The following is a 13,139-nucleotide window of genomic DNA, read 5'->3' on the forward strand; positions in this document are numbered from 1 at the left end:
AGATGGGGTGGATGGCTCCCGCTCACGGCATCTGAGCGCCAGGCTTGTGGAAGTTGTCGAAACCACCACGAGCGAAGGGAGCCACCCAGATGGAGATTACAACGATCGGCCTGGACCTGGCCAAGAGCGTTTTCCAGGTTCACGCGTTTGACGCTGACGGGAAGGTCATCGTCCGCAAGGCTCTTCGACGAGCCCAGGTTCTGCCGTTCTTCAGGGCTGCGCCACCCTGCCTGGTGGGGATCGAGGCCTGCGGAACGTCGCACCATTGGGCGCGAGAGCTGAGGAAGCTCGGTCACGAGGTGCGACTGATGCCGCCGGCCTACGTGAAGCCCTATGTGAAGCGCGGCAAGACCGACGCCAATGACGCCGAGGCGATCTGTGAGGCGGTGACGCGGCCGACGATGCGGTTCGTGGCGATCAAATCCGAGCAGCAGCAGGCGGCGCTGGCGCTGCACCGAACCCGTGACCTGCTGGTCAAGCAACGTACGCAGCTGGTCAACATGATCCGCGGTCTCCTGGCCGAGTTTGGGATCGAGATGGCCCGCGGCCTGCACCATGCGCTCGACCTTGCTGCACGGGTTGCTGAAGGCTCTGCACCGGACGTGCCCGAGCTGGCGGCGCGGGTCATCACCGGCTTGGCGGGCCAGATCGGCGATCTGCAGGTCCGCCTCACGGCGCTGGAGAAGGAGTTGCTGGCCTGGCATCGCAGCAACGAGCTGTCTCAGCGCCTCAGCACCATCCCTGGCGTCGGCCTCATCTCGGCCACGGCGCTCGCCGCCTCAGTCACCGACGCCAGCCGCTTCCGCTCGGGCCGGCAGTTTGCGGCCTCGCTTGGCCTGACGCCGCTGCAGAACTCCAGCGGCGGCAAGGAGCGGATGGGGCGGATCTCGCGAATGGGCGATCGATATCTGAGACGCCTGCTCGTCGTCGGCATGACCTCGCTTGTGCGCCGCGCGCGGGCCAAGCCGGACTCGGTCGACCCGCGCATTGCGACGATGCTGGCGCGCAAACCCGCGCGGGTGGTGACGGTCGCCGCGGCCAACCGCACCGCCCGCATCGCCTGGTCGATCATGGCCCGCGGCGGGGTCTACCGCGCGCCTCAAGGCGCTGCCGCATAGCAGTCTAGCTGATCGTCAACGACCAGCTTCCGGAGGTTGCGAGCGCGATGTGAAATGATGGCGAACCGGTCAGACCGGGAGCTGGGACACCCCGCGGAAAGTCCAAGGCGTCAACGCCTGCAGAGCAGAGTGGGACCCAGCTTGCGGATACCATCAGGGCCAGCAGTCCTCGAAACGACTGCATCAACAGGCCGGACACAAGACTGCACCCGACCCAGCCGCCAAAACTTCAAATCGAGCCTTGCAACGCGGGAGCCATCCACACAAGACCCTCCTAAGGTCAGCCACGGGGTCGGGAGCGGCCCTGAGGCCACCCCTACCCCGCGATGGCCGCGGCGTCGCGGTCGCCGGTGCGGATGCGCAGGGCTTGTTCCAGGTCGAGGACGAAGATCTTGCCGTCGCCGATCTTGCCGGTGTTGGCCGTCCGGGCCACCGCCTCCATCACCGTCTCAAGGATGTCGGTGGGCACGGCGATCTCCAGCTTCACCTTGGGCAGGAGCTTCACCTCGTACTCTGCGCCGCGATAGACCTCGGTCTTGCCCCGCTGGCGCCCATAGCCGCGGACCTCGGTGACGGTCAGTCCCGAGGCTCCAGCCTCCGTGACGGCTTCGAGGACCGCGTCAAGGCGGCTGGGCTTGATAACCGCGACGATCATTTTCATGGCGCTGCTCCGCAAAGCGACTGTCCTTCGAAGCTAGGGCGCCGCGCGGCAGGCTCCAAGGGCTGAGCTACACCTCCCGCGCAGGCGCCCGAGAAGCAGGCGCCCGGTTGGCCGGCAGGGGCGTCAGGCCGGGGCGCGCCACCCGGGCCCGCGCCCTGGCAGGTTTGGCCTTGACCGCGAAGGTCTGCTTGACCGCCTCGGTGAGCACTAGGCCGGCGAACCGCGGCCACAGCCGCGAGCCCGCCTGCTCGAAGGCCTCGGCCCAGCCAGCCATCCAGGGGACCGGCGGCACATAGAGCGCCCGGGTCCAACCGGTGGGCTCCAACTCGGCCTCGCGCAGCAGGTCGGCGAGCTGGCTGCGGGTATAGGGGCGGCCGTGGCCGAAGGGGGTGTGCTCGGCGTTGGCCCATAGGCCGTTGCGCGCGGCGGTGACCACGATCACCCGGCCCGACGGCGCCAGCACGCGCCAGACCTCGCGCATCAGGCCGAGCGGATCGGGGCTCTCCTCCAGGGCGTGGACCGCCAGGATGCGGTCGAAGAAGGCGTTGGGGAACGGCAGGCTGTCCTCGTCGGTCAGGCAGGCCAGGTTCGCCCCGTCCGCCGGCCAGATCTCCACACCCTGCTGGGCGGGCATGGCCGCCACCACCCGGCGCGCGGCTGCCCGGGCGCCGCCCAGGAACGGAATTGCGTAGCCAAGGCCCAGCAGGTCCAGGCCCTGGGCGTCGTCCCAGGTCTCCATCACCTTGCGGCCCACCATCTCGCGCGCCGCGCGGCCCAGCGGCGTGGCGTAGAATTCGCGCAGTTCCAGGACGTCGCGGCGCATGGGGCCTATGCTCGACTTGCGGGTCGTCCGACCCTAAATGCCAGGGACCCGTACACGAAGTCTTTCGAGAGGCCGTCATGACGATCACCGTGCATCAATTCCCCTGCCTCTCGGACAATTACGGCTTCCTGGTGCGCGACGACGCCTCGGGCCTGGCCGCCTGCATCGACACCCCCGACGCCGCCGCCATCCTGCGCGAGTTGGAAAAGCTCGGCTGGAAACTCGACCTGATCCTCAACACCCACTGGCATCCCGACCATGCGGGCGGCAACGCCGACATCGTGTCCGCCACCGGCGCGACCGTCGTCGGCCCCAGGGAGGTCGAGCGGATCGGCAAGGCGCCCGACCGCGAGGTGGCCCACGGCGACCTGGTCAAGCTGGGCGAGACGACCTTCCAGGTGCTGGATTCCGGCGGCCACACCCTGGGCCACATCGCCTATTTCGACGCGGCCGACCACGTGGCCTTCGTCGGCGACACCCTGTTCGCACTGGGCTGCGGGCGGCTGTTCGAAGGCACGCCGCAGCAGATGTGGGCCAGCCTGCAGCGCCTCGCCGACCTGCCCGACGACACCAAGGTCTACTGCGCCCACGAATACACCGCCTCCAACGCCCGCTTCGCGCTCTCGGTGGACGACGATCCGGCGCTGAAGGCCCGGGCCGCGGAGATCTTCGCCGCCCGTGAGCGCGGCGAGTGGACCGTGCCCACCACCATCGGCCTGGAAAAGGCCACCAACCCCTTCCTGCGCGCGCCCCTGCTGCGCCCGGGCGTGCCCGAGCACGAGGCTTTCGCCGCCGTCCGCGCCGCCAAGGACAGCTTCAAGGGGTGACCGCCTGATGGCCGCCAAGCCGCGCGGTTCGCGCCGGACCCTGACGCGGGCGAACCTGGTGGCCCTGGGCGCCGAGCGGCTGGCCGACCTCGCCCTGGAGCTGGCCGAGGAGCAGCCGGTCGTGAAGCGCCGCCTGCGCCTTGAGCTGGCCGCGGCCGCCGGCCCCGACGTCCTGGCCGGCGAGATCGACAAGGCCCTGGCGACCATGGCCAGCCGCCGCGGCCGGGTGCCCTGGCGCAAGTACAAGGCCCTGGTCCTCGATCTCGACCTGCAGCGCCGCCTGATCGCCGGCCAGTTGGCCAAGGAGTCGCCGGCGCTCGCCTTCGACCTGCTGGGCCGTTTCCTCGGGATCGCCGAGGACGTCCTGGGCCGGGTCAACGACGCCCGCGGCGAGGTCGCCGAGGTGTTCGCCGTGGCCGCCCGGGACCTCGGCGACCTCACGCCCGGCGCCGGCGTCCCGCCGATGGCCCTGGCCCAGTTCGCGCTCAAGGCCCTGCGCGACCTCGAGCCGCGCCTGGCCGTAGCCGTGCTCGCCGGGGTGATCCAGGGGCTCGATCCTGGGGCGGTCGCGTGGCTGCGCCAGGCGGTGGCCGAGCTTGACCCGCGAGGACCGGGCGCGCGGACCCACCTGCGCCTGGCCAGCCAGATGCTGGCCGACGCGGCCGGCGACGTGGCGGGTTATGCGGCGACCCTCTCAGACCGCGAGACGGCCACGCCCTGGGGCGCGGCCCAGATCGGGAGCCGGCTGCTCACAGCCGGCCGTCCGGAGGAGGCCCTTCGGGTCCTCGAGGCCGGCGCGCCGCCCAACCTGCGTCTCGAGCCGCCCTACGGCAAAGGCCTGCCGCCCCTGCTCCGCCTGCCCGGCGGCCCCGAATGGATGGCGGCCTATGAGGCAGGCCTGGACGCGACCGGCCGCAAGGACGACGCCCAGGCCCTGCGCTGGGCCGCCTTCGAGACCGCCCTCTCGCCGTCGCATCTGCGGGCCTATCTGAAACGCCTGTCCGACTTCGACGACGTGGTCGCCGAGGACCGCGCCCTCGCCCTGGCCGTCGATTTTCCCGACGCCACCCAGGCGCTGGACTTCCTGACCGTCTGGCCCGCCGTGAACTTGGCGGCGCAACTCGTGCTGGCGCGGTCGGCGCAGCTCGACGGCGGCCGGGTCGAGGCCCTGGAACGCGCCGCCCAGGCGCTCGAGGCCCGCCATCCCCTGGCCGCCACCCTGGTCAGGCGCGCGATCATCGAGGCGGCGGTGCGCAGCCGCCCGGCGGAGTGGCGCGACCTGGTGAAGCATCAGGCCGCGGCCAATGAGAGCCTGGAGGGTCAGATCGCCGAATGGGGCGAGGTCGATCCCCCAGCGCGGTTCCGCGAACGCGTGCGCCGGATGGTCTGATCCCGCTGATCAGGAGGGGTCGCCGGCCATCTGGGCCCGCCAGCTTTCGGGCAGGTTGAACCTTACCGCCGGCCTCGGCGGCTCGAGAGGCGTCGCCGGCATAGGGAGCATCGCCACGGCGACCGGCGCGGCCTGCGCCACTTGGACGGGCGGGGGCGGCGGATCGCTTCGTTCCGCCACCTGCTGCGGCGGCCCGTAGCAGCCATTGGCCGAGGCGAAGCCCTTCAGATAGGCCCGGCGAAGCTGCCCGGCTTCGCGCGCTTCGCGCACCTTCTGGTCCTGGCGCGATGCGCCGGTCAGGCGGCGCACGATCCCGCGGAACGGGATGACGTCACGGGTGACGTCGGCCAGGGCGCCCAGCACCATCGAGCGACCGCCCGTCTTCGGGGCCGCGGCGCCGTCCCCGCGATCAGGGCCGAGCGCGGCCTCCAGGGGCGCGATCATCGCCGCCAGCTCGGCGCAGCTCGCCTTCTGCGGATCGAGATAGGGCGCCTCCTGCGCGCCGGTTAGGGACTTGGGCGCCTCGTCCTTCATGATGTTCAGGTCGCGCAGGGGCGCCAGAAGGGCTCCCTGCAGATTGGCCTGGCCGGCCTCATCGGAGGTCCGCGGTTGCACGGTCTGGGCCTGAACCGCCGCCGCGCTCAGTAGAGCGGCTCCCGCGCATCCGACGCCGACGATCCAGCGCCGCGGCCGCTTGCGCATTGTCCGATCCTGCATCTGGTTCGAGGTCCCGGCTCTCGCCGGGACGTCTCCAAGTGACGTTCCACGAGTAGTGAGCGCCGCAATCGCCAGCGGGTTTCATGGAACACGTCTTTCGTGAAGAAGCGCGCGGCGCGCCGAACTCCGGTGCGGCGGCGTCTAAGCAACGGCTTCCAGGGGCGAACTACGGCCCCCCTAGCACCCATCCTACCGATGATGCATCGGTAGGTCTCGCCCGGCTTGGCGGTGCGCTGGAGCCTGTCTCGCAGCGACTCACAATGGGTATGATTTTCGCTCGCGACGTCGTCGAACGTCGCCACATAGGCCTCCGGCGATGAGCCGCGGACCAATGTCCAGACGGGATTGTCGGTCGACATGCGATCGGCGTCGCATCCCTGACAGGCGAGCAAGGCGATAGCCGTGATAGTGCTCATGCCGACCTTCGCGTCGATCATGGCAGCAAAACCACGTTGTCCGGCAGCTCGTTCGGATTATCCCCCACCCGGGCCGGGACGTGCTGCGCCAGGATGTCGACGCATAGGCCGATGGCCGCCTCGAAGCCCTCGGCGGGCCGTCCGGCCTTGAAGCCCTCGCTCAGCCGGGCCATCGCCGCTTCCCAGACCTGTCCGTCCACCTTGGCGGCGATACCCTCGTCGGCGATCAGCTCGGCCATGTGCTCGTCGATGGAGACATAGATCAGCACCCCCGTCCGCTCGCGGGTGGACTGCAGGCTCTTGGCGAGGAACTGCTCGCTGGCCCGGCGGCGCACGCGGTGGCGTTTCAGCGCCCGGGGCGTCAGCAGGCGGCGCACAGGCGGCAGGGCCGCCAGGATCGCGACCACCACGAACAGCACGCCCTGCAGCAGGATGGCGCCGGTGAGCGCCGAGCGCGCGGCGGTCGTCGCGATGTCGGACATCTGGGCGGCCGTCCACCCCTGACCAAGCTCCGGCGCCGCGACCTGGATTCCCGCCGCCAGCAGCAGGGCCGGCGCCACCAGGGCGGCGACCGCGGCCCAAGCCAGGGGAACCTCCAGATAGTCGGAGCTTTCCTGCGCCACCACACAGTAGATCTCGCCCGAGGTGCGGGTCTCGCCCTGGCGGATGGCCGCCTGGATGCGGGCGCGGTCGGTCTCGTTCAGCATCTCACCAACTCCCCGAGGCGCCGCCGCCGCCGCCCGAACCGCCGCCGCCGGAGAACCCCCCGCCGCCGCTCCAACCGCCGCCGCCCCGACTGCTGCTGGACAGGATCAGGGGCAGCAGCCACCAGAGCCCGCCGCCGCGACGCCGGCGGCGTCCGAACAGGCCGAACACCCCGCCCAGCACCCAGAACAGGATGAGCAGGATGAAGATCAGCGGCGGGCCGGAAGATCCCCCGCTCGCCTCTTGCTTGACGGGCGCCGCCGCGACGGCCTTGGCCTCGTCGTCGGGGAGGGACAGCTGCTGGATGATGGCGCGGGTTCCATCGACCACCCCGTCCTCCATCTTGCCGCTCTTGAAGGCCGGCAGGATGCGCTGCTGGATGATCAGGCTGGAGAGCGCGTCGGTCAGCACCGGCTCCAGGCCGTAGCCGACCTCGATGCGGACCTTCCGGGCGGTGGGCGCGACGATCAGGATGGTCCCGTCGTCGCGTTCCTTGTCGCCGATCCCCCAGGTGCGCAGCAGCTGGTAGCCGTAGTCCTCGATCTCGTAGCCCTGCAGGTCGGGCACGGTGGCCACCACCAGCTGGCGGCCGGTCTTGGCCTCCAGGTCGGCGAGTTCGGCGGTCAGCTCCTGCTCGGCGCTGGGCGACAAGAGGTTTGCGCCGTCCACCACCCGGCCGGTCAGCGGCGGGAACTTGGGCGCCGCGGCGATCGCGCCCGTCGACAGCGCCAAGAGTGCGAGCGCGCCCAGGACCGCGAAGAGGGCCCGCGGTCCCTTCAGCAGCGTCATTGGGCCGGAGCGCGCGCCGGCGCCGGGGCGGCCGGGGCGGCGTCGGTCCCGAAGTTGACGCTGGGCGCGGTCTGGGCCGCGGGGCTGGCCTTGAAGGTCTCCATGGGCTTGGCCCAGCGGTGCACGGTTCCGGCCCAAAGCGCGCCGGGGAAGGTGCGGATCTCGGTGTTGTAGTCGCGGACGGCCTCGTTGTAGTCGCGCCGCGAAATCGCGATGCGGTTCTCGGTGCCCTCGAGTTGGGACTGCAGGGCCATGAAATTCTGGTTCGACTTCAGATCCGGATAGGCCTCCTGGATCATCATCAGGCGCCCCAGCACCCCCGACAGCCTGTCCTGGGCCTCGGCATAGGCCTGGAAGGCGGCCGGATCGGTGATGGTCGAGGCGTCGACCTTGACCTGGGTGGCCGAGGCGCGGGCCTGCGTGACCTCGACCAGGACCGACTTCTCCTGCGCGGCGTAGCCCTTCACCGTCTCGACCAGGTTGGGGATCAGGTCGCTGCGGCGCTGGTACTGGTTCTGGACCTCGGCCCACTGGGCCTTGGCGCGTTCATCCTTGGTGGGGATCGTGTTGATCCCGCAACCTGCGATCAGGACGGGCGCCAGCACCAGCAGGGCCAGGCGTGCGCAGCGATTGCTGAGTTTGGACAAGGACGAGCTCCCCAGAACATGTCAGCCAGGTTCGCCTGGCCCGTGAATAATTGGCCTCCGCTTCGTTCCCGCGCAATGACTCCGAGGTTAAGGTCTCGTCATGCTGGCGCTGGGGGGCGAATGGCGGAAGTCCGATCCTACTATTCCGAGAAGGGCCTCACGGCGACCTTCTACGACCTGACCACGGCCATGGACCCGAGTCTGGCCGGCGACATTGATATTTATCGTTCCCTCGTCCCTCCGGAAGGCTCGGTGCTAGAGCTCGGCGTCGGCACCGGCCGGGTGGCCTTCGCCCTGGCGGAGAGCGGTCTCACCGTCACCGGGATCGACCTGGCGCCCACCATGCTGGTCCAGGCCCGAGCCAAGCTGGCGGCGGCCGATCCAATGGTGGCCGCGCGGTTGACCTTCCTGCAGGGCGACATGGCCGCGCTCAGTGTGGCCGGGACCTATGACGCGGTGATCTGCCCCTATTTCGGCCTGGCCCACCTGCCGGCCGGGGCGGCGTGGCGCAATGTGTTCGCCGGCGTGGCCAGGCGCCTTAAGCCCGGCGGGCTGTTCGCCTTCCACCTGCCCTCGGCCGAGCGGATGGCCCAAGCGCCGGCTACGCCGCCGGACCGGCCGGTCTTCCAGGCCCCGCTGGACGCCAGCGGACGCCAGCTCTCGATCTTCATCCACGCCCGAAGCGCCAAGCCGAGCGTCGGGCGGTTCGACCAGATCGTCGACCATGTGGTGGTGGGGCCGACCGGCGAGGTCGAGCGCCGGGCCCGGGAGCGGATCAGCTACTACGCCGCCGATCCGGCGCCCTACGCCCTGGCCGCGGGCCTGGTCCTAGACCGTGCCGCGATTGACCTGGGCGGCGTCGGCGCGATCCACGTGTTTCGCCGCGACTAGGGGCTTCAGCCCGAACAGGGGCCGCAGGACGTTCACTCGCCGGACGATCTCATAGGTGGCGAAGCAGGTGGCGAAGGTGCCTGCGATCAGGATCACCGCCTCCAGCGCCTGGTTCATGCCCAGCTGGGCGAGATAGTGACCGGCCACCACGATGAAGGTCTGGTGCACGATGTAGAACGGGAACACCCCGAGCGTCAGGTAGGTCAGGACAGGCCCGCCGCGCGTGAGGTGCTTGCCGCCAAAGCCCAGCACCGCGGCGATGGCGAACCACTGGTCCAGGGCGAAGGCGGTCTGGCGGGCGATCTCGCCCGTGGTGATCTCGTCGGCGTCCGGCAGGAACCAGCCCAGGGCCGCATAGGCGGCGTAGCTCGTGATCGCCAGCAGCAGGGCCGGCCAGCGCAGGGCGATGAACCGGGCCTTGAGGACCTCGGACTTGGCGATCAGGAAGCCCAGCAGGAAGACGCCGAACGAGACCGCGTGATTGTACCAGTCGTCGATCAGGGCGTGGGTCACCTCGAACATCGGGAACAGGGTGGCCCGTAGGACCACGAAGGCCAGGACCGGCCAGACCAGCAGGCCCCAGCCGTCCAGGACCCGCTCCACGCCGCGGTCCAGGGTCGCCACGAGGCCGCGGCCCCATTTGAGCGCCGCCGCCAGGATCAGGCTGTAGAGGAACAGATAGACCACGAACCACATGTGATTATAGGTCGGGGTGATCAGCGGCTCGCCGCCCGGCCGCCAATGGCCGCTGGCCGTGACGTACTTGCCGTAGAACTCGGCGAACGAGCCGGCATAGGCGAGCTCCTCGACGATCTCGTAGTAGGTCTGCGGCGGCACGATCACGAACACCGCCAGCAGGATCGGCGGCAGCAGGCGCGCGGTCCGCGCCTTGGCCAGGCCGCCGGCGGTCAGCTTGTCGGCCATGAACCGGGTGGCCGCCCCAGACACCAGGAACAGCAGGGTCAGGCGCCAGGGATTGGTCAGCCACATCACCGGGCGCAGCCACTCCACCGGATCCGGCGACTTCACGTGGAAGTCCCAGGGCACGTAGAACATGCCCACGTGGTAGAGAATCAGCAGGAAGAACGCGCCGACGCGGATCCAGTCGAGGTCGGGACGGCGCTCTGACGTTGCGGACGAGGTCACGGCATCACCCTATGCGGAGTATCGATGTTCGACCATCGGCGGGCAGGATTGCTCGTGAAAAGCGTCTCGGGGCGTGCGGCGCCGGGCCGGTGACGAGCGGAGGGGCCCGGTGACGAACGGCGATCAATCCGGGACGGACAGGATCTTCTGGCGCGCCCTGCCGCTGTTCGCCGTGGCGATCTTCACGCTCAACACGATCAACACCTTCACCGCCATCCAGGACCGGCCCGACATACCGTGGATCTATCCGGCGGTGTCGCAGGCGACGAGCGCGGTCACTGCGGTGGCGTCGATCTGGATCGCCTGGCTGGCCTATCGGATCGCACCGGTCGACAGCCGGCCGCGCTGGCGCGTCCTCGTGGTCCACGCCCTGGCGCTGCTGGGCTTCTCCGCCTTCCACGTGGTCGGCTTCTATTACCTGCGGATGTTGGCCTTCGGGCTGCTCGACCTCCCCTATCAATACGATCTGCCCGGCCGCTTCATCTACGAGTTGCGCAAGGACGCCTTCGGCTATGTCGTCGGTACGACCGCCTTCTGGGGGATGACCCGTCTCTACGGCCAGGCCTCGTCCGCCGGCGAAGGCCCGGCCACCTTCGACATCCGCGACGGAGCCCGGGTGATCCGGGTCGCCCTGGCCGACATCCTGGCGGTCTCTTCGGCCGGCAACTATGTGGAGTTCGCGCTCGCCGACGGTCGCAAGCCGCTGATGCGCTCGTCGCTCTCGGCGGTCGAGGCCGAGCTCGGCCCTCGAGGCTTCGTGCGCACCCACCGCTCCTGGCTGGTCAATGTCGCCCGCGTCACCGAGCTGCGGCCCGAGAAGTCCGGCGACTACAGCGTGGCCCTGGGGCCGGTCGAGGCGCCGCTGTCGCGCCGCTTTCCCGAGGCCCTGGCCCGTCTACGCGCCGGCTGATATTTTATCCGGTAGATACCGGATTAGAATAGCGGTATATACAGGATGATGCTGTCCACGACCGAGATGGGCCGGCTCTGTTTCGGCCATCGCAGCCGCCGCGCCGCACGCGCCGTGACGCGGGCCTTCAACCTGCGCCTGCGCCCCCTGAACCTGCAGATCACCCAGTTCATCCTGCTGGGCGCCATCGCCCGGGGGCAGGACCAGTCCATCGCCGCCATGGCCGACTATGTCGACGTCGAGGCCTCCGCCCTGCTGCGCAATCTCCGGCTCCTGGAGCAGCGCGGCCTGATCGAGAGCGAGGGCGGGCGCGGGCGCAAGGGCCGGCGCTTCTCGATCACCCAATCGGGTCTCGACCTGATCACCGCCGGCGTGCCCCTCTGGGTGGACGCCCAGGCCGACCTCGCGCGCGCGCTCCATGGAAGCGCCGCCCAGACCCATGCCGCCCTGGCCGACCTGGAACAGGCCGCCCAGGCCATGGCCAAACTCGAAAGGTAGAGTGATGCGTAGAATCGTCGTGACCGGACTGGGCGTCGTCTCGCCCCTGGGAACCGGAACCGAGATCGCCTGGAGCCGACTAGTCGCCGGACGCTCGGGCCTGTCGCGCATTCCAGAGGACCTCGCCCCCGACGTCCCGGCCCAGGTGGCCGGCCAGGTCAAGGACAAGGCCGCCGACCCCGAGGGCGGCTTCGACCTCGACGCCGCGGTCCCGGGCAAGGACCAGAAGAAGATGGACCGGTTCATCCAGTTCGCCCTGGCCGCCTCCGACGAAGCCGTCGCCCAGGCCGGCTGGGCCCCGGCCACCGCCGCTGAGCAGGAGGCCACCGCCACGGTGATCGCCACCGGCATCGGCGGCTTCCCGGCCATCGCCGAGGCGGTGCGGATCACTGATGCGCGCGGCGTGCGCCGGCTGTCGCCCTTCACCGTGCCGTCGTTCCTGGCCAATCTCGCCTCGGGCTGGGTCTCGATCCGCCACGGGTTCAAGGGGCCGCTGGGCGCGCCGGTCACCGCCTGCGCCGCCGGGGTCCAGGCCATCGGCGACGCCGCCCGGATGATCCGCGCCGGCGAGGCCGACATCGCCATCTGCGGCGGGGCCGAGGCCACCATCGACCGGGTCAGCCTGGGCTCCTTCGCCGCCGCCCGCGCCCTGGGCTCAGCCTTCAACGACACGCCCGAGAAGGCCTCGCGCCCGTTCGACGCGGACCGCGACGGCTTCATCATGGGCGAGGGCGCCGGCATCCTGGTGATCGAGGAGCTGCAGCACGCCCTGGCGCGGGGCGCCAAGCCCATCGTCGAGCTGGTCGGCTACGGCACCAGCGCTGACGCCTTCCACCTGACCGCCGGCCCCGAGGACGGCGATGGCGCGGCCCGCGCCATGCGCACGGCCCTGAAGCAGGCCGGGGTCGAGCCCTCGGCCGTCGGCCACCTCAACGCCCACGCCACCTCCACCCCGGTGGGCGACAAGGGCGAGCTGGCAGCGGTCAAGGCGGTGTTCGGGACCGGCAAGGGCCCGGCGATCAGCTCCACCAAGTCGGCCACCGGCCACCTGCTGGGCGCGGCGGGCGGGCTGGAGGCGGTGTTCGCCATCCTGGCCCTGCGCGACGGGATCATCCCGCCGACCCTCAACCTCGAAACCCCGGACGAGGCGGCCGAGGGCCTGGACCTGGTGGCGCTCACCGCCCGCAAGGCCGACCTGGACTACGTGCTCTCCAACGGCTTCGGCTTCGGCGGGGTCAACGCCAGCGTGCTCTTCAAGCGCTGGGAGGGCTAGACGCCAGACACCTGCTCCTCTCCCCGCTCGAGGGGAGAGGGTAGGGTGAGGGGTCGCGGCGCGAAGCGGCGCATCGCGGCCTCTGTCCAAACTCAGCGACGCGGAAACGCCCCCCTCACCCTACCCTCTCCCCCCCGAAAGACGGGTGGAGAGGATGTTCAACTGGACCCTTGCCAGTGACATGCGCCGGTCCAAAGTGGTTGACAGGCCTGCCTTTGGCCCTTAAGCACCGCCGCTCGTTTTCGACCCCGGAGCTATTCACGTGAAGCGGACTTTCCAACCGTCCCGACTGGTGCGCGCTCGCCGTCACGGTTTCCGTTCGCGGATG

The 13,139-nt window shown here is 70.1% G+C and carries 15 protein-coding genes; 8 read left to right on the top strand and 7 right to left on the bottom strand.

Features of this window, described 5'->3' with window-relative positions:
* The first annotated feature begins 89 nt into the window (after positions 1-89).
* Positions 90-1,118: an IS110 family transposase gene (locus Q8Q88_RS20375; RefSeq protein WP_305677018.1), complete on the top strand. Its 1,029-nt coding sequence runs from the start codon at positions 90-92 to the stop codon at positions 1,116-1,118.
* 316 nt (positions 1,119-1,434) lie between these two features.
* Here the strand turns inward: Q8Q88_RS20375 and Q8Q88_RS20380 are convergent, their stop codons facing one another.
* Complete coding sequence (locus Q8Q88_RS20380) at positions 1,435-1,779, bottom strand: P-II family nitrogen regulator (protein WP_305677019.1); 345 nt, start codon at positions 1,777-1,779, stop codon at positions 1,435-1,437.
* Between the two features lie 67 nt (positions 1,780-1,846).
* A complete protein-coding gene (locus tag Q8Q88_RS20385) occupies positions 1,847-2,602 on the bottom strand; it encodes a class I SAM-dependent methyltransferase (RefSeq protein WP_305677020.1) in 756 nt (251 codons plus the stop codon).
* A gap of 77 nt (positions 2,603-2,679) precedes the next feature.
* Between Q8Q88_RS20385 and gloB the strand changes: the two genes are divergently transcribed.
* Positions 2,680-3,429, top strand: a complete 750-nt coding sequence (gloB, locus tag Q8Q88_RS20390) for a hydroxyacylglutathione hydrolase (protein WP_305677021.1) — start codon at positions 2,680-2,682, stop codon at positions 3,427-3,429.
* Positions 3,430-3,436: 7 nt separating this feature from the next.
* Positions 3,437-4,819 carry a DUF6880 family protein gene (locus tag Q8Q88_RS20395; protein WP_305677022.1) on the top strand — a complete coding sequence of 461 codons (1,383 nt, stop codon included), beginning with the start codon at positions 3,437-3,439 and terminating at the stop codon, positions 4,817-4,819.
* 9 nt (positions 4,820-4,828) lie between these two features.
* On the opposite strand, the gene Q8Q88_RS20400 is transcribed toward Q8Q88_RS20395, so the two are convergent.
* The 4 genes from Q8Q88_RS20400 to Q8Q88_RS20415 form a co-directional block, all read right to left on the bottom strand.
* On the bottom strand, positions 4,829-5,521 hold the full coding sequence (locus Q8Q88_RS20400) for a hypothetical protein (RefSeq protein WP_305677023.1): 693 nt from the start codon (positions 5,519-5,521) through the stop codon (positions 4,829-4,831).
* A 448-nt stretch (positions 5,522-5,969) separates the two neighbouring features.
* Complete coding sequence (locus Q8Q88_RS20405) at positions 5,970-6,659, bottom strand: TPM domain-containing protein (RefSeq protein ID WP_305677024.1); 690 nt, start codon at positions 6,657-6,659, stop codon at positions 5,970-5,972.
* Position 6,660: 1 nt separating this feature from the next.
* Positions 6,661-7,446 carry a YgcG family protein gene (locus Q8Q88_RS20410; RefSeq protein ID WP_305677025.1) on the bottom strand — a complete coding sequence of 262 codons (786 nt, stop codon included), beginning with the start codon at positions 7,444-7,446 and terminating at the stop codon, positions 6,661-6,663.
* Positions 7,443-8,093 carry a LemA family protein gene (locus Q8Q88_RS20415; RefSeq protein WP_305677026.1) on the bottom strand — a complete coding sequence of 217 codons (651 nt, stop codon included), beginning with the start codon at positions 8,091-8,093 and terminating at the stop codon, positions 7,443-7,445. Before Q8Q88_RS20415 ends, Q8Q88_RS20410 begins: the two co-directional genes overlap by 4 nt.
* Positions 8,094-8,213: 120 nt before the next feature.
* On the opposite strand from Q8Q88_RS20415, the gene Q8Q88_RS20420 reads away from it, so the two are divergent.
* Positions 8,214-8,984 (top strand): class I SAM-dependent methyltransferase, encoded by a 771-nt coding sequence (locus tag Q8Q88_RS20420; RefSeq protein WP_305677027.1) that lies wholly within the window; start codon positions 8,214-8,216, stop codon positions 8,982-8,984.
* Here the strand turns inward: Q8Q88_RS20420 and Q8Q88_RS20425 are convergent.
* Positions 8,922-10,130: an acyltransferase family protein gene (locus tag Q8Q88_RS20425; RefSeq protein WP_305677028.1), complete on the bottom strand. Its 1,209-nt coding sequence runs from the start codon at positions 10,128-10,130 to the stop codon at positions 8,922-8,924. The two genes, Q8Q88_RS20420 and Q8Q88_RS20425, sit on opposite strands and share 63 nt — an antisense overlap.
* A 109-nt stretch (positions 10,131-10,239) precedes the next feature.
* Here Q8Q88_RS20425 and Q8Q88_RS20430 point away from each other — a divergent pair, with 109 nt between their 5' ends.
* From Q8Q88_RS20430 to rpmH, 4 genes are all read left to right on the top strand, one after another.
* Complete coding sequence (locus tag Q8Q88_RS20430) at positions 10,240-11,040, top strand: LytTR family DNA-binding domain-containing protein (RefSeq protein WP_305677029.1); 801 nt, start codon at positions 10,240-10,242, stop codon at positions 11,038-11,040.
* A 45-nt stretch (positions 11,041-11,085) separates the two neighbouring features.
* The gene (locus tag Q8Q88_RS20435; RefSeq protein WP_305677030.1) at positions 11,086-11,538 is read left to right on the top strand and encodes a MarR family transcriptional regulator; all 453 of its coding nucleotides are present in this window, start codon (positions 11,086-11,088) and stop codon (positions 11,536-11,538) included.
* Between the two features lie 4 nt (positions 11,539-11,542).
* On the top strand, positions 11,543-12,811 hold the full coding sequence (gene fabF, locus Q8Q88_RS20440) for a beta-ketoacyl-ACP synthase II (protein WP_305677031.1): 1,269 nt from the start codon (positions 11,543-11,545) through the stop codon (positions 12,809-12,811).
* Between the two features lie 262 nt (positions 12,812-13,073).
* Positions 13,074-13,139, top strand: a 66-nt coding sequence (gene rpmH / locus Q8Q88_RS20445; protein ID WP_305585793.1) for a 50S ribosomal protein L34, incomplete at its 3' end; no start/stop codon positions are given.

It is taken from the genome of Phenylobacterium sp. (assembly GCF_030697925.1).
Classification (GTDB): Bacteria; Pseudomonadota; Alphaproteobacteria; order Caulobacterales; family Caulobacteraceae; genus Phenylobacterium.

What these genes read in the sequence shown, in the direction of transcription:
- gloB (WP_305677021.1), top strand. Translation starts at nt 2,680, where the DNA reads ATGACGATCACCGTGCATCAATTCCCCTGCCTCTCGGACAATTACGGC.
- Q8Q88_RS20385 (WP_305677020.1), bottom strand. Translation starts at nt 2,602, where the DNA reads ATGCGCCGCGACGTCCTGGAACTGCGCGAATTCTACGCCACGCCGCTG.
- Q8Q88_RS20375 (WP_305677018.1), top strand. Translation starts at nt 90, where the DNA reads ATGGAGATTACAACGATCGGCCTGGACCTGGCCAAGAGCGTTTTCCAG.
- Q8Q88_RS20380 (WP_305677019.1), bottom strand. Translation starts at nt 1,779, where the DNA reads ATGAAAATGATCGTCGCGGTTATCAAGCCCAGCCGCCTTGACGCGGTC.
- Q8Q88_RS20420 (WP_305677027.1), top strand. Translation starts at nt 8,214, where the DNA reads ATGGCGGAAGTCCGATCCTACTATTCCGAGAAGGGCCTCACGGCGACC.
- Q8Q88_RS20405 (WP_305677024.1), bottom strand. Translation starts at nt 6,659, where the DNA reads ATGCTGAACGAGACCGACCGCGCCCGCATCCAGGCGGCCATCCGCCAG.
- fabF (WP_305677031.1), top strand. Translation starts at nt 11,543, where the DNA reads ATGCGTAGAATCGTCGTGACCGGACTGGGCGTCGTCTCGCCCCTGGGA.
- Q8Q88_RS20395 (WP_305677022.1), top strand. Translation starts at nt 3,437, where the DNA reads ATGGCCGCCAAGCCGCGCGGTTCGCGCCGGACCCTGACGCGGGCGAAC.
- Q8Q88_RS20410 (WP_305677025.1), bottom strand. Translation starts at nt 7,446, where the DNA reads ATGACGCTGCTGAAGGGACCGCGGGCCCTCTTCGCGGTCCTGGGCGCG.
- Q8Q88_RS20435 (WP_305677030.1), top strand. Translation starts at nt 11,086, where the DNA reads ATGATGCTGTCCACGACCGAGATGGGCCGGCTCTGTTTCGGCCATCGC.
- Q8Q88_RS20400 (WP_305677023.1), bottom strand. Translation starts at nt 5,521, where the DNA reads ATGCGCAAGCGGCCGCGGCGCTGGATCGTCGGCGTCGGATGCGCGGGA.